This window comes from Aquimarina sp. 433 (assembly GCF_054054605.1).
The window spans coordinates 79,402-102,731 of the sequence record NZ_JBSWZK010000012.1 but is presented as its reverse complement, the minus strand read 5'-3'; the positions used below and the strand labels follow the sequence as shown (position 1 = coordinate 102,731).

General features: G+C 33.2%; 26 protein-coding genes. 5 read left to right on the top strand and 21 right to left on the bottom strand.

Going from position 1 to position 23,330, the window contains the following annotated elements; translation table 11 throughout:
• Window positions 1–18 precede the first annotated feature (18 nt).
• The 3 genes from ACWNT5_RS21010 to ACWNT5_RS21000 are packed head-to-tail and all read left to right on the top strand — an operon-like array spanning window position 19 to window position 2,620.
• Window positions 19–1,116, top strand: a complete 1,098-nt coding sequence (locus tag ACWNT5_RS21010; protein ID WP_456518481.1) for a glycoside hydrolase family 3 N-terminal domain-containing protein — start codon at window positions 19–21, stop codon at window positions 1,114–1,116.
• A gap of 28 nt (window positions 1,117–1,144) precedes the next feature.
• On the top strand, window positions 1,145–1,849 hold the full coding sequence (locus ACWNT5_RS21005; protein ID WP_456518480.1) for a hypothetical protein: 705 nt from the start codon (window positions 1,145–1,147) through the stop codon (window positions 1,847–1,849).
• A gap of 60 nt (window positions 1,850–1,909) precedes the next feature.
• Window positions 1,910–2,620, top strand: a complete 711-nt coding sequence (locus ACWNT5_RS21000; RefSeq protein WP_456518479.1) for an SGNH/GDSL hydrolase family protein — start codon at window positions 1,910–1,912, stop codon at window positions 2,618–2,620.
• On the opposite strand, the gene ACWNT5_RS20995 is transcribed toward ACWNT5_RS21000, so the two are convergent.
• Together ACWNT5_RS20995 and dprA are read right to left on the bottom strand one after the other, a co-directional pair.
• Entirely contained in the window at window positions 2,617–3,567 is a 951-nt protein-coding gene (locus ACWNT5_RS20995) for a hypothetical protein (protein WP_456518478.1), read from the bottom strand. The genes ACWNT5_RS21000 and ACWNT5_RS20995 overlap by 4 nt on opposite strands.
• Before the next feature lie 15 nt (window positions 3,568–3,582).
• Window positions 3,583–4,686 (bottom strand): DNA-processing protein DprA, encoded by a 1,104-nt coding sequence (gene dprA / locus ACWNT5_RS20990; protein ID WP_299900558.1) that lies wholly within the window; start codon window positions 4,684–4,686, stop codon window positions 3,583–3,585.
• Between the two features lie 197 nt (window positions 4,687–4,883).
• Here dprA and ACWNT5_RS20985 point away from each other — a divergent pair, with 197 nt between their 5' ends.
• Together ACWNT5_RS20985 and ACWNT5_RS20980 are read left to right on the top strand one after the other, a co-directional pair.
• Window positions 4,884–5,927, top strand: coding sequence for an HU domain-containing protein (locus ACWNT5_RS20985; protein WP_456518477.1), 1,044 nt, complete (start codon window positions 4,884–4,886; stop codon window positions 5,925–5,927).
• 204 nt (window positions 5,928–6,131) lie between these two features.
• Window positions 6,132–6,641, top strand: a complete 510-nt coding sequence (locus ACWNT5_RS20980; RefSeq protein WP_456518476.1) for an acyl-CoA thioesterase — start codon at window positions 6,132–6,134, stop codon at window positions 6,639–6,641.
• Window positions 6,642–6,644: 3 nt separating this feature from the next.
• Here ACWNT5_RS20980 and ACWNT5_RS20975 read toward each other — a convergent pair whose 3' ends face one another.
• The 19 genes from ACWNT5_RS20975 to ACWNT5_RS20885 all read right to left on the bottom strand — a co-directional run bounded on the left by ACWNT5_RS20975 (window position 6,645) and on the right by ACWNT5_RS20885 (window position 23,313).
• The gene (locus ACWNT5_RS20975; RefSeq protein WP_456518475.1) at window positions 6,645–7,418 is read right to left on the bottom strand and encodes a TSUP family transporter; all 774 of its coding nucleotides are present in this window, start codon (window positions 7,416–7,418) and stop codon (window positions 6,645–6,647) included.
• A gap of 7 nt (window positions 7,419–7,425) precedes the next feature.
• Complete coding sequence (locus ACWNT5_RS20970; protein ID WP_299900544.1) at window positions 7,426–8,655, bottom strand: murein hydrolase activator EnvC family protein; 1,230 nt, start codon at window positions 8,653–8,655, stop codon at window positions 7,426–7,428.
• Window positions 8,652–9,425 carry a DUF4292 domain-containing protein gene (locus ACWNT5_RS20965; protein WP_456518474.1) on the bottom strand — a complete coding sequence of 258 codons (774 nt, stop codon included), beginning with the start codon at window positions 9,423–9,425 and terminating at the stop codon, window positions 8,652–8,654. The genes ACWNT5_RS20970 and ACWNT5_RS20965 overlap by 4 nt, the downstream gene beginning before the upstream one ends.
• 6 nt (window positions 9,426–9,431) lie before the next feature.
• On the bottom strand, window positions 9,432–10,808 hold the full coding sequence (locus ACWNT5_RS20960) for a tetratricopeptide repeat protein (protein WP_456518473.1): 1,377 nt from the start codon (window positions 10,806–10,808) through the stop codon (window positions 9,432–9,434).
• Window positions 10,809–10,813: 5 nt separating this feature from the next.
• On the bottom strand, window positions 10,814–11,830 hold the full coding sequence (locus ACWNT5_RS20955; RefSeq protein ID WP_456518472.1) for a sugar phosphate nucleotidyltransferase: 1,017 nt from the start codon (window positions 11,828–11,830) through the stop codon (window positions 10,814–10,816).
• 26 nt (window positions 11,831–11,856) lie between these two features.
• Window positions 11,857–12,291 carry a dUTP diphosphatase gene (dut, locus tag ACWNT5_RS20950; RefSeq protein ID WP_456518471.1) on the bottom strand — a complete coding sequence of 145 codons (435 nt, stop codon included), beginning with the start codon at window positions 12,289–12,291 and terminating at the stop codon, window positions 11,857–11,859.
• 30 nt (window positions 12,292–12,321) lie between these two features.
• Complete coding sequence (locus ACWNT5_RS20945) at window positions 12,322–13,773, bottom strand: lipopolysaccharide biosynthesis protein (protein ID WP_456518470.1); 1,452 nt, start codon at window positions 13,771–13,773, stop codon at window positions 12,322–12,324.
• Window positions 13,774–13,804: 31 nt separating this feature from the next.
• Entirely contained in the window at window positions 13,805–14,305 is a 501-nt protein-coding gene (locus tag ACWNT5_RS20940; RefSeq protein ID WP_456518469.1) for a hypothetical protein, read from the bottom strand.
• Window positions 14,306–14,307: 2 nt separating this feature from the next.
• Window positions 14,308–14,961 (bottom strand): hypothetical protein, encoded by a 654-nt coding sequence (locus ACWNT5_RS20935; protein WP_299608955.1) that lies wholly within the window; start codon window positions 14,959–14,961, stop codon window positions 14,308–14,310.
• 105 nt (window positions 14,962–15,066) lie between these two features.
• Window positions 15,067–17,004, bottom strand: coding sequence for a hypothetical protein (locus ACWNT5_RS20930; RefSeq protein WP_456518468.1), 1,938 nt, complete (start codon window positions 17,002–17,004; stop codon window positions 15,067–15,069).
• Window positions 17,005–17,192: 188 nt separating this feature from the next.
• On the bottom strand, window positions 17,193–18,053 hold the full coding sequence (gene atpG / locus ACWNT5_RS20925) for an ATP synthase F1 subunit gamma (RefSeq protein WP_299608960.1): 861 nt from the start codon (window positions 18,051–18,053) through the stop codon (window positions 17,193–17,195).
• A gap of 37 nt (window positions 18,054–18,090) precedes the next feature.
• The gene (gene atpA, locus ACWNT5_RS20920; protein WP_299608963.1) at window positions 18,091–19,668 is read right to left on the bottom strand and encodes a F0F1 ATP synthase subunit alpha; all 1,578 of its coding nucleotides are present in this window, start codon (window positions 19,666–19,668) and stop codon (window positions 18,091–18,093) included.
• A 77-nt stretch (window positions 19,669–19,745) separates the two neighbouring features.
• Complete coding sequence (gene atpH, locus ACWNT5_RS20915; RefSeq protein ID WP_299608966.1) at window positions 19,746–20,273, bottom strand: ATP synthase F1 subunit delta; 528 nt, start codon at window positions 20,271–20,273, stop codon at window positions 19,746–19,748.
• Window positions 20,274–20,281: 8 nt separating this feature from the next.
• Window positions 20,282–20,782: a F0F1 ATP synthase subunit B gene (locus ACWNT5_RS20910; RefSeq protein WP_299608969.1), complete on the bottom strand. Its 501-nt coding sequence runs from the start codon at window positions 20,780–20,782 to the stop codon at window positions 20,282–20,284.
• Window positions 20,783–20,873: 91 nt separating this feature from the next.
• The gene (gene atpE, locus ACWNT5_RS20905; RefSeq protein WP_299608973.1) at window positions 20,874–21,062 is read right to left on the bottom strand and encodes an ATP synthase F0 subunit C; all 189 of its coding nucleotides are present in this window, start codon (window positions 21,060–21,062) and stop codon (window positions 20,874–20,876) included.
• A 36-nt stretch (window positions 21,063–21,098) separates the two neighbouring features.
• Window positions 21,099–22,172, bottom strand: coding sequence for a F0F1 ATP synthase subunit A (gene atpB, locus ACWNT5_RS20900; protein ID WP_456518467.1), 1,074 nt, complete (start codon window positions 22,170–22,172; stop codon window positions 21,099–21,101).
• 122 nt (window positions 22,173–22,294) lie between these two features.
• A complete protein-coding gene (locus ACWNT5_RS20895; protein WP_366141476.1) occupies window positions 22,295–22,672 on the bottom strand; it encodes a DUF6168 family protein in 378 nt (125 codons plus the stop codon).
• 25 nt (window positions 22,673–22,697) lie between these two features.
• Complete coding sequence (locus ACWNT5_RS20890) at window positions 22,698–22,925, bottom strand: AtpZ/AtpI family protein (RefSeq protein WP_299900514.1); 228 nt, start codon at window positions 22,923–22,925, stop codon at window positions 22,698–22,700.
• Window positions 22,897–23,313 carry a bactofilin family protein gene (locus ACWNT5_RS20885; RefSeq protein ID WP_299608981.1) on the bottom strand — a complete coding sequence of 139 codons (417 nt, stop codon included), beginning with the start codon at window positions 23,311–23,313 and terminating at the stop codon, window positions 22,897–22,899. The genes ACWNT5_RS20890 and ACWNT5_RS20885 overlap by 29 nt, the downstream gene beginning before the upstream one ends.
• Between the last annotated feature and the right edge of the window lie 17 nt (window positions 23,314–23,330).

The window sequence follows — 23,330 nt, the reverse complement described above, 5'->3', positions numbered from 1 at the left end:
ACAACCCAAACTTATACTATGCGATATCTTATCCTACTCTTTTTTTCTACATTATTTTTTAATACAACAAATGCCCAATCTAAAAAGTTTAGTCTACAAGACTTCTATTCTTATAATTCTGAATTAGAGTATAAAGTAGATTCTATATACCGCTCTCTTTCGCAGCGACAACAGGTAGCGCAAATGATTATTTCTTCGGCAGGAGAATTAGGCAAACCTATGGCAAAAGTTAAGAAACTTGCCGAAAGTAATTCGATAGGAGGTGTCGTGTTTCTAAAAGGAAGTAAGAAAACACATACCGAAAGTATAAACACCTTAAATGCAATTTCTACTAAAAACAAATCAATTCCACTGTTATTTAGCATGGATGCAGAACCAAGTTTGTTTGCTAGCAGAATAAAAGGAGCAAAAGATGTTGGAAAAACGATAGATATTAAAACTGAAGCACAATCGGACAAGGTTGTAAATACTATTAATACCGAACTTAGAGCCATTGGTGTGCATCACAATTATGCTCCTGTTTTGGATATTAGTGCTAGTAATGAAGCCATAAAATCCAGAAGTTATGGTAGCAATAAAGATTCTGTTATCACTTTAGCCAATCAATTTATTAAATGCACACAAGAAGGTGGAATTATTGCTACTGCTAAGCATTTTCCTGGTCATGGTTTAGTGAAGGGCGACACTCATAAGCAAAGCGTTTATATCGATGGTCCATTACAGGAAGTTGCCAATTACAAAAAGATCATAGAAGATGGTGTATTATCAATTATGATTGCCCATATTACTATTCAAAATAATGAAAAATACGGAACAGACGGTTTACCGTCTAGCTGTTCCCGAAAAATAATTACAGGATTGCTTAAAGAAGAAATGGGTTTTAAAGGGGTTATTATTTCTGATGCGTTGAATATTATGAAAGCCGTTACTATTTTAGACAATGCTCCACTATTGGCCTCTAAGGCAGGATGTGATTTAATATTAATGCCACAAAATGAAAATGCTACTATAAATGCTATTATTGCAGCTATGAAACAAGATCCAGCTTACAAGAAACAAATAGCACAATCTGTAAAAAAAGTATTGCGTTTAAAAGTGTGCGCTGGGATTATTTAATTGAATTTTTAAAATAAAAAAGGTAAAATTGATTCGTTGTTTAAACTGTGGAACAGAATATGAAGGTAACTTTTGCCCACACTGTGGACAAAAAGGAACTGTAGATAAAATTACATTACCTTTCTTGATTAATGATTTCCTTTCCAGATTTATGGATATTGACAAAGGAATGTTGTTTAATCTCAAACATCTTACCCTACATCCTAAAAAAACTGTTTTCAATTATTTATTGGGTAAAAGGAAAAATGTACTTAACCCTGTAAGTTATGCGTTAATTGCTACCTCCTTGTATTTGTTAATCACATCTCAGTTCGAAATGCACTGGGTACAAGAAGTGGACTTGGAGAAATTTAAAGGAGCAATGTACAATAATAGTTACGAAGCAGGTAAAATTATTGGTACCTACACAAAATTCTTTTGGTTACTTAACATTTTGTTTCTTAGTATTTTTTCGAGATTGTTTTTTAAGAAGTTTAGTTTTTTAGAACATCTAGCTATGAATTGCTTTATCCATGGTCACGCTACTTTATTAGGGATTCTCACTTTTATCCCTTTCAGATTACCAGTAGTTTATGATCCGTTTGTTTTTCTTTATCTCATCATTATTAATTTTTTGATATTTCAGAAAAAAGGCGAACGATTTGAGATATTTGTAGCGGCGTTTTTCTCAGTATTTTTTTCATATATACTATTCTACATGGTTCCATTTATTCTAGTACTCATAAGTAAATAAAATTTTAAACATTCCTAAAAGAGTCCGAGAATTGGTAACTTTAATAAAAAGTAATTCTCTATGAATAAATATATTCTCCTATTGTTACTGTTCATGCTTATTTTTAGTTGTTCCTCTGATGAAACTTTGCAGATGATGATAGAGGAAGAAGAGCAACCTGAAGAAATCAAGAAATTTTCTTTTTTAGCACTCGGAGATTCTTATACTATTGGACAAGGAGTTACGGAAAGTGAAAGTTGGCCTTTTCAGTTACAAAATGTTACTACCTCAGAAACCCAACAAATTGAAGAGGTAAAGGTCATTGCACAAACTGGATGGACGACTCGCAATTTACTCTCTGCCTTAGAAACACAAGATCCAGAAAATTATGATATTGTTTCTCTGCTTATCGGAGTGAATAATCAGTTCCAAGGAATAGATTTTTCCGTATTTGAATCAGAATTTAATCTGCTAATAGATAAAGCTATATCATTAGCCAATGAAAATGAAAAAAAGGTTTTTGTTGTATCTATACCAGATTATGGAGTAACTCCTTTTGGATCTAATAATAGCGATATCATTGCAGAAGAAATAGATATCTATAATACATACATTCAACAGCAATGCGAGGCTCAGGAAATACCCTTTATAGATGTTACTTCAATTTCTAGAAACCTTGGTGATTCTGAAGGTGCTTTGGCCCCAGATAATTTACATCCAAGTGCCAATCAATATCGTTTATGGGTAGAAGAAATACTTCCCGTAGTTCGAAGAATTTTGGAAATGAATTAATGGACTTTAACCAGTTTTAGTTTCATATCCCTATTTTTTATGTAAAGTGTATCTTCAATAAATTGATACGTCAAATTCATCTTGAAACGTTCGGTATTGTTATATTTATGGAACAGTTTGGTTAATCTACTTCTCTCTTCCTTACTGTTTTCAACCTTAGTATTTCTTTTGATAAAATTGTTTAGAGATTTAGAATAATGAGTTGCCTTTAAGTTTATTTCATTCTCTTCTTTATTTATTTTACCTCTATATACATTTCCCAGTGTATCAACCACTACCAGTTTATCATTTAATTCAAAATATATTTTGTCGATCTTATGAGTTGACCAAGAATGCTCAACTTTCCATTCTCCAAAAAATTCATTCTTTTTCATGAAGTTTTCTTTTAATGCATATATCCCAAAAAACATAGTCAAAAACATTATCGGGATTAAAATATATTTAAACCAATGAATTCTTGTAAGTTTTTTAGGAAGCTCTTCTTTATAGGCATTAACTTCTAATTCCTCTTTCAGAAAATAGGCCTTAAAAGCCCTCCAATCACTTAGTAAAAGAAATATTCCCATTGCAGTTAATAGCATTGCCATCGGTGTTGCCGCATCTATTCCATAGAAAATATCCAACATTAGGATATTAACCATAAATGACAATAAAAGTACTGTTCCCATCCTGACAGTTTTCCTAAATAACAATAGAATTGCTGCAATAATCTGGGCTGCAGCTATTAGCATTCCATATGTTTTAGAAAATCCATAAAAGTACCAAGTTAATCTAAATCCATTAAGACTATCAACTGTACTCTCTCCTATACTCAAATCCGAAGAAAACTGAGTTCCCCAGATTTTTGCAGAAGCATACGAAAACATCATCAATGCAACAAAGTATCTACAAATCAATCTCAAAGAATAAAGAATCGTCGATTTATTTACTCTTAATTTTTTCTTCATTTCTTGTTATTTTAATCAAACAGCTTCAAACAATTTTCCTGGCAATGGTCTGATTACTCCTTTAAGTTCCATATTTAACAAGGTAGAAGCTACTTTAAACGTTGGAATTTCACACTGTAACGCAATCACATCCAATAGCTCTTTCCCATTATTTTTTAAGAGATTATATATTTTCTTTTCATCTTCCTCTAGTTCTACAAACAATTGTCTTTGTATAGCTGGTTGTACTTTCTCTTCTAATTCCCAATTAAGCATATAAATTAAATCCGCAGCACTGGTTAACATATGCGCTCTTTGTGTTTTAATAAGCGTATTACATCCTTCACTTAATGGATCTCCCGCTCGTCCTGGTACTGCAAAAACATCTCTATTATAAGAATTAGCAATTTCTGCTGTTACCAAAGAACCGCCTTTATTAGCACTTTCGATCACAATAGTAGCTTCACTTACACCCGCTATCACCCGATTACGACCTAAGAAATTCTTTCTGTCAAAGGTATCTGTGCTCCAAAAATCAGTATAAAAACCACCGTTTTCTTCAACTTGCTTCACATACTTTTTATGTGCTTTGGGATATATCTGATTTAATCCATGAGCTAGGCAACCTATTGTTTGTAAACCATGCTTTACCGCTGCCTTATGAGCTGTAATATCCACACCATAAGCAAAACCAGATATAATTACTGGATTTAACGGAACGAGTGTTTCAATTAACTCCTCACAAAAACGAACTCCATAACTTGTCACCTTTCTTGTTCCGACAATACTGATAATTTTTCTATTGTTAATATCAATAGTACCTCTGCTAAAAAGCACTACTGGTCCATCTAAACAATACTTCAGTTTTTCCGGATATTCAATTTCATCATAAGCGGTGTATCGAATGTCATTATCCAGCATAAACTGTAATTCATTCTCTGCGGCTATTCTATTTTCTTTATTGTTTATCTCCTTAATTTTTACACTTCCAATACCATCAATCTTCAACAAATTAGTTCGCTTTTCTTTCAGTACTTCTTCAGCGGAACCGATCTCTCTAATCAATTTTTTAATCGAACTATCTCCAAGATTAGGTGTTTTCTTAAGCGTTAATAAGGCAATAATTTTTTCTTCGGTCATCTAATTTATTATAAGTCAGTACAAGAAACGAAAAAAATCAAAAATGTTAATAAAATCAAAGCTTCTACTTATTAGTAACGTCTATTTTTTTTAATTTTGATATACTCAAAAACAACCAAATTTTGAAGATTCAATTCCTAATAATTTCGGAATAGGATTTATCAAAAATAAATAGATAGCATTTACGAGAGGGGATAATGAATAATACGGCAAAATACATAAGTGAATTATTATATAGATACGAATGTGTGATCTTACCAGGTTTTGGTGCGTTTTTAACAAAGCGTCAACCTGCTATGATACAAGAAGCTACTCATGCTTTTTTTCCTCCTCAAAAAATAATTTCTTTTAATAGCCAATTACGAAATAATGACGGTCTTTTAGCTAATTATATGGCTACAGCCGAAAACATATCCTATACAGATGCTGTAGCAAAAATTCAGCGTTATGTTTTATGGTTAAACGATAAAATGTCCGCTGGTAATCGTATTGATTTAGAAGGAATCGGTTCTTTTTACACTTCTGTAGAAAATACGGTTCAATTTGAGCCTTCACAAGAAACAAATTATCTGGCAGAAGCTTTTGGTTTAAATTCTTTCATATCTCCTTCGATTATTAGAGAAGAGAAAATCAAGGCTGCGCTTCCTGAAACATCAACTATTGAGGTTGTAAGAGAAACTTATAAAGAGCAAGTTGAAGCTATTGAAGAAACTACTCCTATTGCGTTTACACCAGAAAAAAGACGTCAACGCCCATATTTAAAATACGCCGCTATTTTAGTTTTTGGTGCAGTTATCGGTTCTTTAGCGTTACAGCAGGTTAACACCCAGACCAATTTAGAAAATGATCGTGTTATTGTTAATGCTGAAAAGGAGATTGAAAATAGAATTCAAGAAGCTACTTTCGAAATTGCTAGTCCACTACCTGCTATTAATTTAAATATTACAAAAGCTGAAGAAGATACTGACGTTAAAGATTTAATTGCTAAAGAAACTACTTCGAGTTCTTCATCAAAATATCATATTGTTGCTGGTGCATATAGAATAAAGGCCAATGCTACTAAAAAGGTAAACAAGTTAAAATCAAAAGGTTTTGATGCTCGTTTGATCGGTGTAAACAAGTATGGTCTTCATCAAGTAGTGTATTATAGCTTCGAAAATCGTTTAGAGGCATTAAAAGCCCTTCGAAACATCAAAAAACAGGAAGATCGCCGTGCCTGGTTGCTTGTTCAAGACTTATAATTTTTCTTTAGTTTTCACTTTTCCTAATAATCCATTGCATATATAGCGATTGAATACCGGATTATTTTTATAAAGTACATTTATTTTTAGAAAAACTTTGAAATTTTGTCAATCCTTATAGGATCTCAAAGTATTAGTTTTATAGATCGATATAACCATAAGTTAATCTTACCTAGCTATCTTTGTCAAAAATTACCAAATTTCATGGAAGCTAGATACCCTTCAGAATCTCGAACTGTATTAACTGATCTTGTTTTACCAGGAGAAACGAATCCTTTAAATAATCTATTTGGAGGAGAATTACTAGCTCGTATGGATCGCGCTGCAGGTATCGCCGCAGGAAGACATTCTAGAAGAATCGTAGTCACTGCATCTGTAAATCACGTCGCTTTTAGTAAAGCTATCCCACTAGGAAGTGTGGTAACGGTGGAAGCAAAAGTTTCTCGTGCTTTTAAATCGTCTATGGAAGTCGTTATTGATGTTTGGATAGAAGATAGACAAAGTGGTGATAAAACGAAGGCTAATGAAGCGATATATACTTTTGTAGCTGTAAATGAAAGTGGGGCTCCTGTACCTATCCCTCCCATCAAACCTGAAACGGAATTAGAACAACAACGTTACGATGCGGCACTACGTCGTAAACAGCTTAGTTTAGTTCTTGCGGGCAAGATGAAACCTGATGATGCTACTGAGTTAAAAGCTTTATTTATCTAAACTTTAAAGAAAGCCAGCGCCTAAAGCTACCGAAATTAAGATTAGCATAATTGCTACTACAACCTGCAGGAATTTTAAAGTGACTTTTTTAAGTAGTTTATTCCCTAGAAAAGCACCAGCAATGGCAGATACTGTAGCACAAACGACTAATTGAATGTTATCACCGATACCAGATTGTGATACATTAGTGGCGTATACACTTAATCTGGTAAAATCTACAAAAGTAGAAACTACTACAGCAGTTCCTATGAAGGCTTCTTTGGAGAGACCTGCTTTGATAAGAAACGCAGTTCGCAAAGCACCTTGATTGCCAGAAAGACCTCCAAAAAACCCACTGAGAAAACCTCCTAATGGCAATTTCTCCTCACCAAATTTTAACTTAGAGAAAAAGGGAACTAAATCCATACTAGCAAAAATGATGAGCAAGATGGAAATCACAAATTTTACAGGATATACTTCAAATGTATTGCCAAATAGTGTATATATAAAAAGAGGTTTTACATCGGGAATTCGAAGCAATACCCAAGCTCCTAAAAATGCTGCTATTACTGCGGGTATTCCAAAACGTACTAAAACGGACTTATTGGCATTCTTTCCTACCAAAAACAACTTAAATACATTATTGAAAAAATGTACTATCCCAGTCAAAGCGATGGCAATTTCTACCGGAAAGAAAATCATCAAAACTGGTGTAAGTATCGTTCCTAATCCAAAACCAGAAAAGAAGGTTAGGATTGAAACTAAAAAAGCCACAATCGAAACAATGATTATTTCCATGGTGTTATTACATTTTATAAATCCAGGATTGAGGATTTAATTTTTTTGTGTCCTTAAAAATCAAAAATTTCATAATTGCCCGACCTGTTCTGGGATTCACACGTACCTCACCAATACTTTGTTTTGTAGAAATTTTTTGACCTTCCTTTACAGAAATATTCTCTAAGTTGTAATAAACAGTAATATAATTACCATGTCTTACATGTACCAGCTTCCCTGCGTTTTTAAGTTGTTGAATCGCCATTACCTCTCCTTGAAAAATTGCTCTTGCTTTTTCTCCTGGTCTGGTTTCTAACTCAACTCCACTGCTATTTATCTGAATATTTGGAAGTGTAGGATGTGGTTGGCGCCCATATTTCTTGGTAAGTTTTCCTGTACCAACTGGCCAAGGAAACTTTCCTTTATTCGCAGTAAAATTATCTGCAAGCTTTTTATCTTCAGGAGTTAGCGCGAATGTTGTTGCCGAACCCTTTTTGGAAGCCTTCTTACCCGCTTTTTTATTCGCCTTTGCTATTGCTTCGCGTATTAGTTTTTCAATCGCTCTATCGATAGCACTAGCTTGTTCTTGCTTTTTCTTTATTTCTTTTTTATAGGTCCCTTCCTTTTTACGAATAGTTGCCATTAAGCTCTGCTGCTGCTTTTTTTCTTCTTTAAGCTGTTCTTGAGCATCTCTATTTTCTGTAATTAGCTGTTCCTTGTTCTTCTTTCGTTCTAGTAAGGTTTTATTTAAGGTCTGAAGCTCTTCTGTTCTTGTTTGTATTTGTTCGGCTTGTTCCTTACGATGTTCATTATACTGTTTCATATATTGCAATCGCTTATAAGCCTGCATAAAGTCCGTAGAAGACAATAAAAACATGATCTTACTGTTCTGAGACTTACTTTTATAAGATTTTATAATCATCTTCGCATAATCCTCTTTTAAGACTTTCAATTCATCCCGATAAGACCCCATTTTCTTGAGATTCGCATTAATCTCTCTGGTAAGAAGGTTAGCCTGTTGATTTGTAATTTTTATAAGATTTTGCCTTGTACTTATTTGAGAATTTAGGGTCTCTACTTCATCTAACACAGATCTTTCTTTGAGCTTAGTATCCGCAAGTAGCGCTTTCATTTCTTCGATTTGCGCTTTAAGACGACGTCGTTGCTCCTCTAACTGCTGCTGTTTTGTGCTTTGGGAAAAAGATGAAACACTTATCAATAGTGCTCCAATAATATATATCAACTGTTTTAACCTCATTCTATAGTTACTTCCTCGTATCCTGATGGTATTTTAAACGGAAAACTTACTTTCGCATTGTAATCTACGCTTCGATATTCAATTTCAATGATGGTTTTCGCAATTCCTTCGGTAGCCATGATATGAATTTCTTTTGGAAAGTCTTGGTTTCCTACTTTTTGATAACTTTTATAATTAATCAGTAAATTCCGGTTTTCCAACGGTTGCCTGAGCTGCTGCGAAGACATTTTAAAATTATCAGGATTTAGAATGAATAACCGTTCAAACAGTTCTAGTTCCTTTTTAGGTTGTAATCTATATTTTTGATTTTCTATAGAAGAAGTATATTTTTCATCTTTTAAATCGAATAACGCCTGACCCAATAATAATTGCTGTACTTTTTGATAGTCCAGATCCGTCCCTAGCCAATCGCTTAAGAGTTTAAAATCACCTTCAAAAAAAGTGTTATTCACCTTTTCGTAATAGCTCACTTTCTCTGGAGTAATTAATGCTTTGGCCAGAGTAATCCCTAAAAGCTTAGCGCTTACCCATATCTTCTTGTCTTTCTCTAGGCGTATGGTTACATTAGGGCTAAATGACTGTTTCCCATCATTATATCTAACTTTAACCCTAGCATTAAGTGTGGAAAAATTAAAATCATTAGAATAATGATTGGAAATAATCTTATCTGCTTTTAATTTCTTAATAGAAGTTCCAGAAACCGCTTTTGTTCCTTTACAAGAAGTTAATATAACCATAGAAAAGCATAATAGATAAAATAGTCTATTCATTATTCTCTAAGATTTTTTTTTAAGTTGAATTGATCGGTCTTTATACTCTTTGGCTTTGGTTTCATTACCCATCTTCAGATAGGCCTCTCCAATTTGATCATAAAAATCCGATTCCATTTTGAAATCATCTATAATATAATCCATCCCAATACTTAAAATATCGATTGCTTCTTCGTAATCATTTAAATTTATCAGAGAAACACCACTTACTAAATAAAGGATGGGTTGTGATGGATATAATTCTATAGCTAATTCACTTCCTGCTTTTGCTTTTTCATATCTCTTAAGATCTAATTGCAACAACAACATTTTTCTTAAAATTCCAAAGTTACTGGCGTTATCTTTAATCCCTCTTTCGTAATAGTTTAATGCCAACTCCTTTCGATCCTTATCGAAGAAATAGTTTCCAATCTCTGTAAACACTTTACTATTCCCTGTATCCTCAGAAAAAACCTTGGTTACTTCAACCAATTTGGCCTCATATACCGGATTTTTATCCACATAAATCAGAAAATCATTGATCACCTTATACTTTGATTCTTCATCAACTTTATCGCTTGATAAAACGATCTTCATTGATTTAATAGCTTCATCAGGCATTTGATCATCCAAATAGAACTTATACAGTGCTAGATGGGCCAGTTCCGATTTTGGCCGTTGTTCTAAAAGTAATTGAGCCGTACCAAATGCTTTTTCCACTTGATTATCCTGACTATAGAGATAAATTAGATTCAAGTAATTTTGTTCTTCTTTTGGATTCGTTGCAATCTTTTCTTGTAATCTTGTTATCTGTGAATTAGGATTACTAATTTTTAAAGATATTTTCTTTCGCAATTTGTCCCGATAAGCATCTAATCCAAGTTCCTCTATCAACTCATCCACTACTCGTAACGCATCATCATATCTAGATTCTAAAAAGTAAAGATTTGCTAGTTGTTCTTTATACATAGTATCAAAATCAACTAATTTTTCGACTACTTCCACTGATTCTGTGTATTTTCTCTGCGTAAAATACACCTCGAAAAGTAACTCTAACACATACCTGTCGTTTGGTCTTTCTTCTAATACTTTTTTAAAATTATCTGCTGCTTTATCGTATTGCTTTAACCCTAAATAATTACTTCCTAACTCATAATATAAAACAACTGGTTTTGGATTTGCTTCTATACACCTGTCCAATGCATCAATTGCTTTTTCATAATTTGTAATTGCCCTTTGTTTTAAGGCTTCAAAAAAACTTTCTCTGAACACATCTGACACGTCTCCCAAGTCATCTAAAATCTCTATCTTTTTAAGTGATTCTATTTCTTGGGAAACAGCATTGTTCGCCATGGCAATAGCGAATACAATGCTCAATCCGATATGTCGATATAGTTTAATCATTCAAATTATTCTAATGTAGAATAGTCACCAATGCTAATCGTAGTATATTTACCATCATAATAAACGTGATTACCAATCATAGCATTGTCTAAGTTAGCATTTTTTATGACAGTTTGGTTCTGTATTAAGCTATTTTTAATTTCACTATTTTCGATGGTACAACCATCACCAATAGAAACGTTAGGCCCTACCGATCCATTTGCAATGGTAACACCTTTACCAATACAACAAGGAGGTATGATAAAAGCATTTTCTAAAATAACATCACTACTTACCAAATTTTCGCCATCTTTTTCCAAAAAACCTAGCATTCTAGTATTGGTTTCTACAGTAACATTTTTGTTTCCACAATCCATCCATTCATCTACCTGACCTGTAACAAAAACCTTACCATCAGCCATCATTCGTTTAATTCCATCATTGATCTGATATTCTCCACCATTAATAATATTATTATCTAATACGTGTTGTAATTCATTTTTTAGCACTCCAATATCCTTAAAATAATAGATTCCTATCACCGCTAAATCCGAAACAAACTCTTTTGGCTTTTCTACTAATTCTACAATTTCTTTCTTCTCATTTAGTTTAACAACTCCATATGCTTCTGGTTGATCTACTTGTTTTACCCAAATTACCGCATCTGCATCTTTATCCAGATTAAAATCTGCTCGTATTAATGTATCTGCATAAGCAACTACTGCTGGACCTGATAAAGAATCTTTTGCACACATAATAGCATGACCTGTTCCTAACGGTTGATCTTGCCTATATATCGAAGCCTTTGCTCCTAATTCTTCTGCCAGTGCTGTCAAACTTTTAACAACATCATCTCCAAAAAAAGCAGGATCTCCTAATACGAAAGCTATTTCGTCTACGGGTTCTCCCAACACTTTTGCTATATCCGAAACTAATCGATGTACTATTGGTTTTCCTGCTACAGGGATTAAAGGTTTAGGAACAGTTAATGTATGAGGTCTTAATCTAGAGCCTCTTCCTGCCATTGGCACAATAATTTTCATTATTTACGTATTTTTTGATTGGTTGATTATTTAACTCCCGTGCTTCCAAAACCACCTTCTCCCCTAGTAGTTTCGGATAATTCATTTACTTCATTCCACTCGGCTCTCTCATGTTTTGCAATTACTAACTGCGCCACTCGCTCTCCATTTTCTATTACAAAATCTTCATTGGATAGGTTTACCAAAATCACTCCTATTTCACCTCTATAATCTGCGTCTATAGTTCCAGGTGCGTTTAATACTGTGATTCCTTTTTTAGCTGCTAACCCACTTCTTGGGCGCACTTGAGCTTCAAAACCTACAGGAAGCTCTATAAATAATCCTGTCTTAACAATTGTCCTTTCTAAAGGCTTAAGCGTGATAGGCTCAATTATATTAGCTCTCAAATCCATTCCAGCAGAAGCTATGGTCTCGTAATGAGGTAATTTATGAGATGATTTGTTGATGATATTTATTTGCATATCTATTTTTTTACACTTCTATAAGCGTTGTTATCTTTTTAATAATTGCTTTATTTCATTTTTTTCCGAAGCATACAAAATTACTAAAAACACGAGTAAGAGCGGGACAGAAATTATATAATTACTATCAAATACGTAAAATGAAATTATCGAAAAACTAATTGATAATATCATATACCCTCCTATCTTTTTTAGATCATATGGGATCGGATAATATTTCCTTCCTAAATACCAAGATATCATCATCATGGTACCATAAGCTGCTAAGGTAGCAATAGCTGAACCAACGTACGTGTATTCTGGAATTAATAAAAAGTTAAGGACTAATGTAATTAACGCTCCGAAAACAGAAATATACGCTCCAAATTTGGTTCTATCCGTAACTTTATACCAAACCGAAAGATTATGATAAATACCTAAACAAAAATTAGCCAATAAAATGAATGGTACAATCTTTACTGCTTCCCAGTAAGACGGATCTCTTAAAAACTGACTTTTTAAAATATGAACAAAAACTATTACAAACAGAAATATAAAGGACCCTAAGATTACAAAGTACTTAGTTATTTTGGCATAGGTTTCGGGAGCATTTTTATTAGCCGCATAATTAAAAAAGAATGGTTCTATTCCTAATCTAAAAGCCGTAGAAAACAAGGTCATAAACAAGGCCAGCTTATAGCAGGCAGAATATACCCCAACCATATGTTCAGCTACATCTTCTGGTAATAAAAAATCCAAAAGAATTCTATCGAATGTTTCATTTATAGAATATGCAATACCCGCTAAAAGAATAGGCATGGCATATTTCATCATTTTTTTCCACAATGCCATATCAAAACGATACGATATTTTAGTATAAAATGGCAACAATACCACTAATGCAAAACCACTGGCTATGAGATTTGAAATAAAAATATAGCTGATTTCATAATCATCTTTACATATCCAATTAAATATTGAAAAATGAAAAGAAAGTTCTTTAAGATAGAGTAAGAAAAATATGTTAAGTCCAAAATTAATCGCCACATTGGTAATTTTAACAACAGCGTATCTAATCGGACGCTCTTTGGCCCGTAACCAAGAAAAAGGAATAATTACTAAGGCATCTAATAGAAGTATCCAAATAACTAGGTTGATATACTTAAGATCGATATCAGTCCAAGCAGCAATTTGATGTTTTAGCAATAGCGCTATTATTAAAAATACTATGGATGAAATGGCAATAGATATTGCCGATGTGCTAATTACATTTTCCTTGTTCTTTTCCTTATTAAAAAACCTAAAAAAAGCGGTTTCCATTCCGTAAGCAAGAATCACATTAAATAGGACAAAATATGAGAAAATAATGGAAACCTTTCCGTATTCTTCTGTTGGGAGTTGATTTGTATATAAGGGTACTAAAAGAAATGACAACATGCGCGGAAGCACTGTTGCCATTCCATATATAAAAGTTTGTTTAAAAAGTTTCTGAAAAATTCCCAATTGCAAATTATTAAGGCTCTAAAATACGATTTTATTGCCTTGGTCTTGCTTGCATTGGATATGCTTTCAATTCCTTTTCTGGTAATTCATCTAATCTAAAGTACCCTTCTTTACCGGCCTTAGTATAGGCTACAATACATTCCCCTTCTTTAAGAGCAAACGGTATTTTTTCTTCTGTTTGAGGAGCTTTATTACCATATTCTTTTTTAGAATCCCCATTCATAATCAAATCTCTTTCTTCACTTTGAGGATCCTTATATTTACCACTATACAAAGACTTGTTTTCATCGAAACGAAGTTCTACCTTTTTTCCCTTGAAATAAGCTGTATTCAAAACCATATCTGTTTTACTCTTAACAGGAAAGTAAAGTATAAAGCCATATCCGCCACCTCTAACTCCAGAAACCCATTTCTGAAAGTAAGGAGAGCTTAATTCAACAGGAGCTGTTTTATCAATTTTTTGACTTGTTGCACACTGTGTAAAAGTCAGTAAAATTCCTAAAAGGCTAATCTTTGTAAGCAGTTTTTTCAAATTTATTCTTTGTTCCATTTTTCTTTTAATCGTTCTCGATGTTTTTCTTTCATTCTTTTAATATCCCTGGTATTGAAAACAAAATTCATTCCAAGATTAAATGCCACTCCAGAAAACAACTTGGTATCTTCTCCATTTGTAATATTAAGTCCATACATATAAGGAAGCCCAAATTCTAACTCTAGACATTTTGCAAATTTATAATTTATTCCGGCACCAGCAGTAAATAATAACAAACCTCCGTTATTATCTTCTATTGCAACATCTGCAGGATCATTTGCTTCATATCTAATCGCTCCAAGACCAATACCAGACTCTAAATAAAAACTAAATTTCCCACTATTAATTGCATGCTTTCTAAAAGAAGGTATAAAACCATATGCCTGAACCTCTGCATCTCTTCCATTTTCTTGTTCAATATCCTGTGGTAGTAATACAAAAGCTGAAGTATTTATAGCAAAACGTTCTGATAAATAATAAGAAAGACTTGGTCTAGCTGCAACACCACTAAATCCATTACTCAAATCCATAAGTGGAACAGCCGCAATTCCCATTTTTATATCACCAGCTTCATATAAGGTTTCTGACTCCTGAGCATCTATAGTGCCAATACCTAGTAAAATAAGTAATAACGTACAAAGTTTAAATCTTTTCATTTTTCTTTTTTCCTCTAAAGATAAACAATGCATATTGTCTTTATCATAAAAAAAATAAAAAACCCCTTACTGTTCAAGTAAGGGGCTAGTATTCTAATAAAAAAACTATTGAAGGTTAAACAATAATCTTCCAGATCCTGTTTGATTACTATAGCCAGCTACTTCTACATAATAGCTGCCAGGAGCCAAAGATCCATTAATTTCATAATAATCGCTACCATTCAAATAGTTTCCGTTACTATCATATAAATAGATATAATCATCATAGCTTTCATTTACAATTTGGAAAGCATAAGCCACTTGAGCTTCTACGGTAAATTGATATCTGATTTTTCTATCCACTTCGTTTGTTGTGTTAAAATCAAATGATTGATCATAAGGAGTAGATAAAATACCAAGATCCACATCCGATTCGTTAGAGTTACTAAGAATCATACTGATTGTTCCTGAAATATCATTATAATTCTGATTCTCAATTTCTAGATAGTATGTTCCTGGATTCAGATTCTCACCATAGATATCACGATAACCACTATTAATATAATTATTATTGCTATCGTACAAATTCATATATGTTCCTATTTGCGTATCGAAGTAATAACCAACAGATTCATTAATCTCGAATAAGAGTCTAATCTTACCATCTGGCTCGTTTCTAGCCACTGTAAAATCTGTAGAATTACTGTATGGTGTGTTTAATACTCCTAAATCAATGTCTGTTTCATTTGGGTCGTTTAAAACCAAAGTAAAAGAGCCAGGTTCTACATTGTTATAATAGTAATGATATACTTCTAAATAATAAGTACCTGCTTGAATAGTTTCTAATGAAGCTCTTCTATATCCTGAGGTTATAAAATAGCCATTCGCATCCTTAAGCTCAAAACTAACATCGATATCAGAGAAAACTGAAAAACCAGTATCTTCAGTGATCTCAAAAGTATATCCAATTCTATTATCTGGTTCATTATTTTGTATATCAAAGTTTATTACTTCTTCATAAGGAACCGATAGTGTATTAAGATTTACGTCTGATTCTTTAGGGTCCTTTAGAATAAATGTTACCGTACCAGATAAGGTAGTATTGCTATAATAATCTCCTACTTCGAGGTAATATGTTCCAGGACTTAATGATTCTCCTGAAATTCTCTGTGAGCTTCCAGCGATATAATTTCCTTGATCATCAGATAATCTAAGCTGTGCATACTCATCAGATCTAATTACATATCCAATATTTTCATCTATTTCGAAAACATATCCGATTTTTCTATCCACTTCATCTTCATTAATAGTATAATCTAAAGCATTACTATAAGGTAATGCAAGCGTTCCTAGCTCAACATCTGTTCCTCTAAAATCAAAACTTTTGGAAATCTCAGTTATTCCACCATCTCTATCATTTGCTACAACTTTAATAATAATTTCTTCATCAATATACTGAGCGTAGTTATTATTATAGTATACAGAACCCAAACCATCATAATCATCAGAGCCAATAATATAATCCTCTTTGATAATTAAATCGTTTAGATAGACATCATACGACAAGATATCATCATCTTCGTCAATAGCAGGATACCAACTTACTTCTAACCAATTGTAGTTTGAAAAATCAAAATTAATAGTAGAAAATTCAAATTCTCCCGGATTTCTATTCACAAAGACATTTCGTTTCACTTCGGATTCTTCAGAAACACCTCCATTGGTATCATAAGCTTTGATGTTTATTGTTAATTCTAAGCTTAATCCTTTTTGTGAATTTTTTGAGTTATCATCTATAAGGTCTGACACATCATATATTAGTGATAAATCTGTAGTTCTGTCGGCTGCAACTCGACCGTTAACAACTACATCGTAGGATAGCTCATCGTTATTAATATCCTCAGATTCATTCCAGCTTATTCTCACCAAAGTTCCTTCGGTGACTTGAGCTTCAATATTCGTCACTTCCATCGGAGGAAGGTTCCCAATAGCGTCATCATCATCCCCACATGATACTATTAGAACAATAAGACATAGGTAAAAAAGGTTTACAATTTTTCTCATAAAAGCGGTTTTAAAATTAATGTTTAGTACTTTATGGTAAGTACCATAATCAGGGAAAATGTTACCCCAAAAAACACACTTTTATGAATATTTTTTTGAAATCACAGGAAATAAAAAAACCTGACAAAATCATGTCAGGTTTTTTCCAAAATTCTATATTTTTAAATTTCTTATTGAGAAATTTATTTTTAATTATTCAATGCTTCAGCTCCACCAACGATTTCAAGGATCTCATTAGTAATTGCTGCCTGTCTTGCCTTGTTATATTGTAATTTAAGGCTATCTCTTAATTCTGTAGCATTGTCTGTTGCTTTATGCATGGCTGTCATACGCGCACCATGTTCTGAAGCAAAAGAGTCACGTATTGCTTTATACAATTGCGTCTTAAGAGACTTAGGAATTAATTGCTCTACAATTTCTTCTTTTGACGGCTCAAAAATGTAATCCACATTGTTATTGCTCTCTCCTTCGATCGGTTTGATTGGCAAAAACTGTTCTGTTGTTACAATTTGAGTAGCAGCGTTTTTAAACTTGTTATATACTAAAACTACCTTGTCATAAGAACCATTGGTAAACATTTCCATTAACTCTTGTGCAATATCTGCTACGTTGGCAAAAGTAAGATCATCAAAAACTTCACTTTTATTGGAAACAACGGTATGCGTTTTAGATACAATATCATTTACCTTTTTTCCAATTGCTACGAAATCTACCTGCTTACCCGCATATACATTTTCGTACAAATCTTTAGAAGCTTTAATGATATTAGAGTTAAAAGCTCCTGCCAAACCACGGTTAGAAGCTATCGCTACAACTAAGACTTTATTTACTTCACGTTGTTCAGAATATGCACTGCTACTATCTCCTTCTAAAGAAGCACTTAAACTTTGTAATAACTCAGTAAGTTTATCTGCATAAGGACGCATAGCGGTGATTGCCATCTGTGCCTTATTCAACTTTGCTGCAGATACCATTTTCATAGCACTGGTAATTTGCATCGTTGAAGATACAGAGGTAATTCTACTACGTAATTCTTTTAAATTTGCCATCTTGTATAATTATGAATTCTGAATTCAGAATTATGAATTATTTATATTTTGCTGAAATTTCTTTACAAGCAGAAAGTAATACATCAGTTACTTCATCCGTAAGTTTTCCAGCTTTTAAAGTATCCAAAGCATCTCTGTGCTTAGCATTTAAATACTCGATATAATCGCTTTCGAATTCTTTAACCTTATTTACAGGAACATCCTTTAATAAGTTCTTAGATCCAGCGTAAATAATAGCAATTTGATCTTCCACTGTGTAAGGATCATTTTGCCCTTGCTTTAGAATCTCAACATTACGCTTACCTTTTTCAATTACATTCAAGGTAGCAGCATCTAAATCAGAACCAAACTTCGCGAATGCTTCTAATTCACGGAACTGTGCTTGATCTAATTTTAATGTACCCGCTACTTTCTTCATTGATTTAATCTGAGCCGATCCTCCTACACGAGATACAGAAATACCTACGTTAATTGCTGGACGAACACCAGAGTTAAATAAATCAGAAGTTAAGAATATCTGACCGTCTGTAATAGAGATTACGTTTGTTGGAATATACGCCGAAACGTCACCTGCTTGCGTTTCAATAATTGGTAACGCTGTTAGTGAACCACCACCTTTAACTTTATCCTTTAATGAATCTGGAAGATCATTCATATCTTTAGCGATACCATCATCTGCAATAACTTTTGCAGCACGCTCTAATAATCTAGAGTGAAGATAGAATACATCCCCTGGATATGCTTCACGACCTGGTGGACGACGTAATAATAATGATACCTCACGATATGCTACCGCTTGTTTTGATAAATCATCATAGATGATCAAAGCAGGACGACCAGTATCACGGAAATACTCACCGATTGCCGCTCCAGCAAATGGAGCATATACCTGCATTGGAGCAGGATCTGAAGCATTTGCAGCAACAATTGTTGTGTATGCTAACGCTCCTTTATCTTCTAATACTTTTGCAATATTCGCTACAGTAGATGCTTTTTGTCCTATTGCAACATAAATACAGTAAACAGGCTCACCAGCATCATAAAATTCTTTCTGATTAAGAATTGTATCAATACATACTGTTGTTTTACCTGTTTGACGGTCACCAATTACCAACTCACGCTGTCCTCTTCCGATTGGCACCATCGCATCAATTGATTTGATACCTGTTTGTAATGGCTCATTTACTGGCTGACGGAAAACTACACCAGGTGCTTTACGCTCCAATGGCATCTCAAAAGTTTCACCATCAATAGCTCCTTTTCCATCAATTGGATTTCCCAAAGTGTCAACTACACGTCCAACAATTCCTTCTCCTACATTTATAGAAGCAATTCTTTGTGTACGTTTTACAGTTGCACCTTCTTTTACCTCTGTTGAAGCTCCTAAAAGTACTACCCCAACATTATCTTCTTCAAGATTCAGTACAATTCCTTCTAATCCAGAATCGAATTCCACTAATTCTCCATACTGAGCGTTAGACAATCCGTATACTCTGGCGATACCATCACCAACCTGTAATACTGTACCTACTTCTTCTAAAGAAGCTGTAGCTTCAAAACCAGATAATTGTTGTTTTAATATTGCTGATACTTCAGCAGGATTCACTTCTGCCATTTTATAATAGTTTGTAAAAATGAGACTACATTCTCATTTCCTTATTATTAAATATAAATTATTGAAATAATTAAATATTAATTACTCAATTCTCTTTTTAAACTTGTTAGTTTATGTAAAATACTTGCATTATACTGCAAGTCTCCAACTCTTAAAATAAAACCACCAATAATATTCTCATCGATGATATTTTCTATAGTCGCTTCGTTACCTGTCAACTCCTTTACTTTTGCAAGTACTTTTGCTTCCAAATCTTTACTTAAAGGAACTGCAGTTGTTACTTTTGCGATCTGAGTGTTCTTTAACTGATCAAATAAAATCGAATATTGCTTAGCTACGTTATCTAACAAATCAACTCTTTTATTTTCTATTAACACATCAAAAAGCTTTTGAGTAAGATCCCCTGCATTCTTAAATACTTCACGTAAAGAAGATAATTTCACCTCACTCTTTATTAAAGGACTATTCAAAAGCATTTTCAAATCTTTACTGTTATCCACAGTATCGATGATAGTTAGCATATCTTTCTGAACGTCTTCGGTAGCCTTTTTGTCCTGAGCTAAACTCAACACTGCTTTAGCATAACGTATTGCTGCTCTACTCATGTTGCTTATTAATTTAAAGTAACATCACCAAGCATAGAATCAACCAATTCTAATTGCTTGTCTTTGTTTGATAATTCGTTTCTTACTACTTTTTCTGCAATCTCCACAGAAAGACCAGCTACCTGATTTTTTAATTCAGCTAGTGCAGCTTTCTTTTCACTTTCTATAGTAGCTTGGGCCTGAGCAACAATTTTATCAGCTTCTGCCTGAGCTTCTGACTTAGCATCAGTAATCATATTTTCTTTAAGCTGTCTTGCTTCTTTTAACATCGCATCACGCTCAGCACGTGCTTCATTTAAAATACGCTCATTATCTGCCTGAAGATTTTGCATTTCCTTTCTTGCAGCTTCTGCAGATTCTAATGCATTTTTAATTCCTTCTTCACGATTATTAACAGAATCTAATATAGGTTTCCAAGCAAACTTTCTTAATAAGAAGATTAGACCTACAAAAATTAAAATCTGCCAGAAAAAAAGACCGAATGAAAAATCGTTTAATAACTTTTCCATATGTAATGTTTTACTCTATTATAGTTAATTTTTAATCAGTAAACTAAGATTATAACCAACCGTTATAATCTTAGTTTGCATCATTTGGATATTATGCGAATAACGCAGCAAATCCAATACCTTCAATAAGTGCAGCTGCAATAAGCATAGCTGTTTGGATTTTTCCTGAAGCTTCTGGCTGACGAGCGATAGCGTCCATCGCCTGACCACCGATTCTTCCGATACCTAATCCTACACCGATTACTATTAGACCTGATCCTACAATTTCTGGAATTGTCATAACTATATAATTAAAAATTAAACTTCAAATTAAATTTTAGTGATGTGCTTCTTCATTAGCCATACCGAAATATAGCGCTGATAACATCGTAAAAATATATGCTTGTAATGCTGCCACCAATAATTCTAATATCGACAACACAAATGCTAAACCAAATGATAATGGACTACCAATCCAACTTTTAAACAAGAACATCATTCCAACAATACTCATGATTACTACGTGTCCTGCCGTCATGTTCGCATATAAACGAATCATTAGGGAGAAAGGTTTGATAAAAACCCCCAATAATTCAATTGGAGCTAAGACAACTTTCATAAATGTTGGCACTCCAGGCATCCAAAAGATATGTCCCCAATAGTTTTTATTTGCTGTAAAATTGGTGATTAAAAATGTTAATAATGCTAATCCAAATGTAACTGCAATGTTTCCTGTAACATTTACTCCTAGTGGTGTCATCCCTAAAAGGTTTAATAACCATATAAAAAAGAAGATAGTTAACAAGAAACTCATGTACTTCTTATAGTTATGCCCAATATTTGGCTTTGCAATCTCATCTCTCACAAACAGCACTAAAGGTTCTAGGAATCGTCCAACTCCAGAAGGCATTCCGTTGTTTTTCTTGTAAGACTTTGCTAAACTTCTAAACATAAAGAACATTAGCAATCCTATAAGAAGCATACTCACTACATTTTTTGTAATAGAAAAATCTAATGGCTTTTTGTTAGTAGCATGGTGATCTTCATCATAATTGATGGTTCCTTCTGCATCTGTTTTATAAATTTTGCTGTGATATAACTTGTAATAGTTACCATCAACCTCTGCTACTGTTTCTCCGTGGTGGAATTTTGAAGAAGAAAACACTTTTAATCCATTATCCCAAAGAATAACTGGTAGTGGAAACCCATAATGTTTTCCTGACTCTTTATCAGAAAATAAAGTAAAATCGTGTGAATCTTGAAGGTGATGATCGATAAACTCTTTTATCTCAGCTTTTAAACCATCTTTTCCTTCTTTTTCTGCTATTTCAGTATCTTTTGCTGCCAGATTCAAAGAGCTAAGAATCAAGGCTAAAGTCATAAAAATTCTAACTACACTTATTTTTTGCATTCTAAGTCAGATTTCGGTTCCTAAATTTCGGTGCAAATGTACACAATTAAGTTAGATTCTTAAACTATTTTATACAAATAAGTAAAATAAGAAAAATAAAAAAATAAATTGCTGATTTACAGTTATTTAATATTATTCAAAATTTTGGAAACAAAAAGCACCTCTAAAACCAAACTGACCAGATATGGAATAAAAAAGTCTAGAAAAACACTTTTGTCAATTTCGAGACTATTAAATTTTGTAAACGCTAAAAAAAGACCAATCTTCAAAAAACTGCCTGCTAAAAATATAAATCCAATTTGATCCTTTAACTTTTTCAGCAGCAATATGATAGCGATTACAAGACAAAGTGTATATATCCCGTTAAATATATATGAAAAGTTTAGAATGTTCGTCTGATTTTCTAAAGTAGCAGTGCTTATTAATGTACTATGAACAAAATAAGTAATTGTAAGAACAAGTAAAAACAGAAGCGAAAACTTTGGTAAACTTTTGGGCATTTATGATTGAGATTATAAGGTAATACTACTTCTCTGAATTATTAATTTTATTCAATTGCTTAATTACCAAATAAAGTGATGAAGCTACTCCAAAGAGAATAAAACCCATTGTAAACCATTTTTTTTCTAACAGATAATATGCATCGAGCCTTTTACCGACATAAGCACATAAAAATATGATAGCTCCCATTTGAAAAGCTATTCCAGTAAGTGCTAAATATCTTCTAAGCTGATTTCCCTTGTTTTTGTCCATCAGTTTTACCTAATGATTTTACACCGCCTTTCATCACACAAGAAGCGTTAAAAGTTGCTCCTGGTTCTACAGCAAGCTTACCAACAGAAACTTCTCCTTCGATATGTGCCGTTGGTTTTAGTGATAAAGTTCCTGAAATTTGAAGATTACCTGAGAACTTTCCTTCAAAATCTGCATCAGAACACTCTAAAGTCCCCTGAATGTAGCCTGATTTTCCTACCACTACTTTTCCGGTTGTTTTGAAAGTTCCTTCAATAGTCCCTTCTACTCTAAAACCACCTTCGGAAATAACATCTCCTACGATTTTAGTTCCTTCTGAAATTTTATTCTGGTTTCTGGAAAAATCTGTTGGACCTTGGTCTTTTCCTTTTTTATTGTCTGAAAACATACTAATCGGGGGATTAA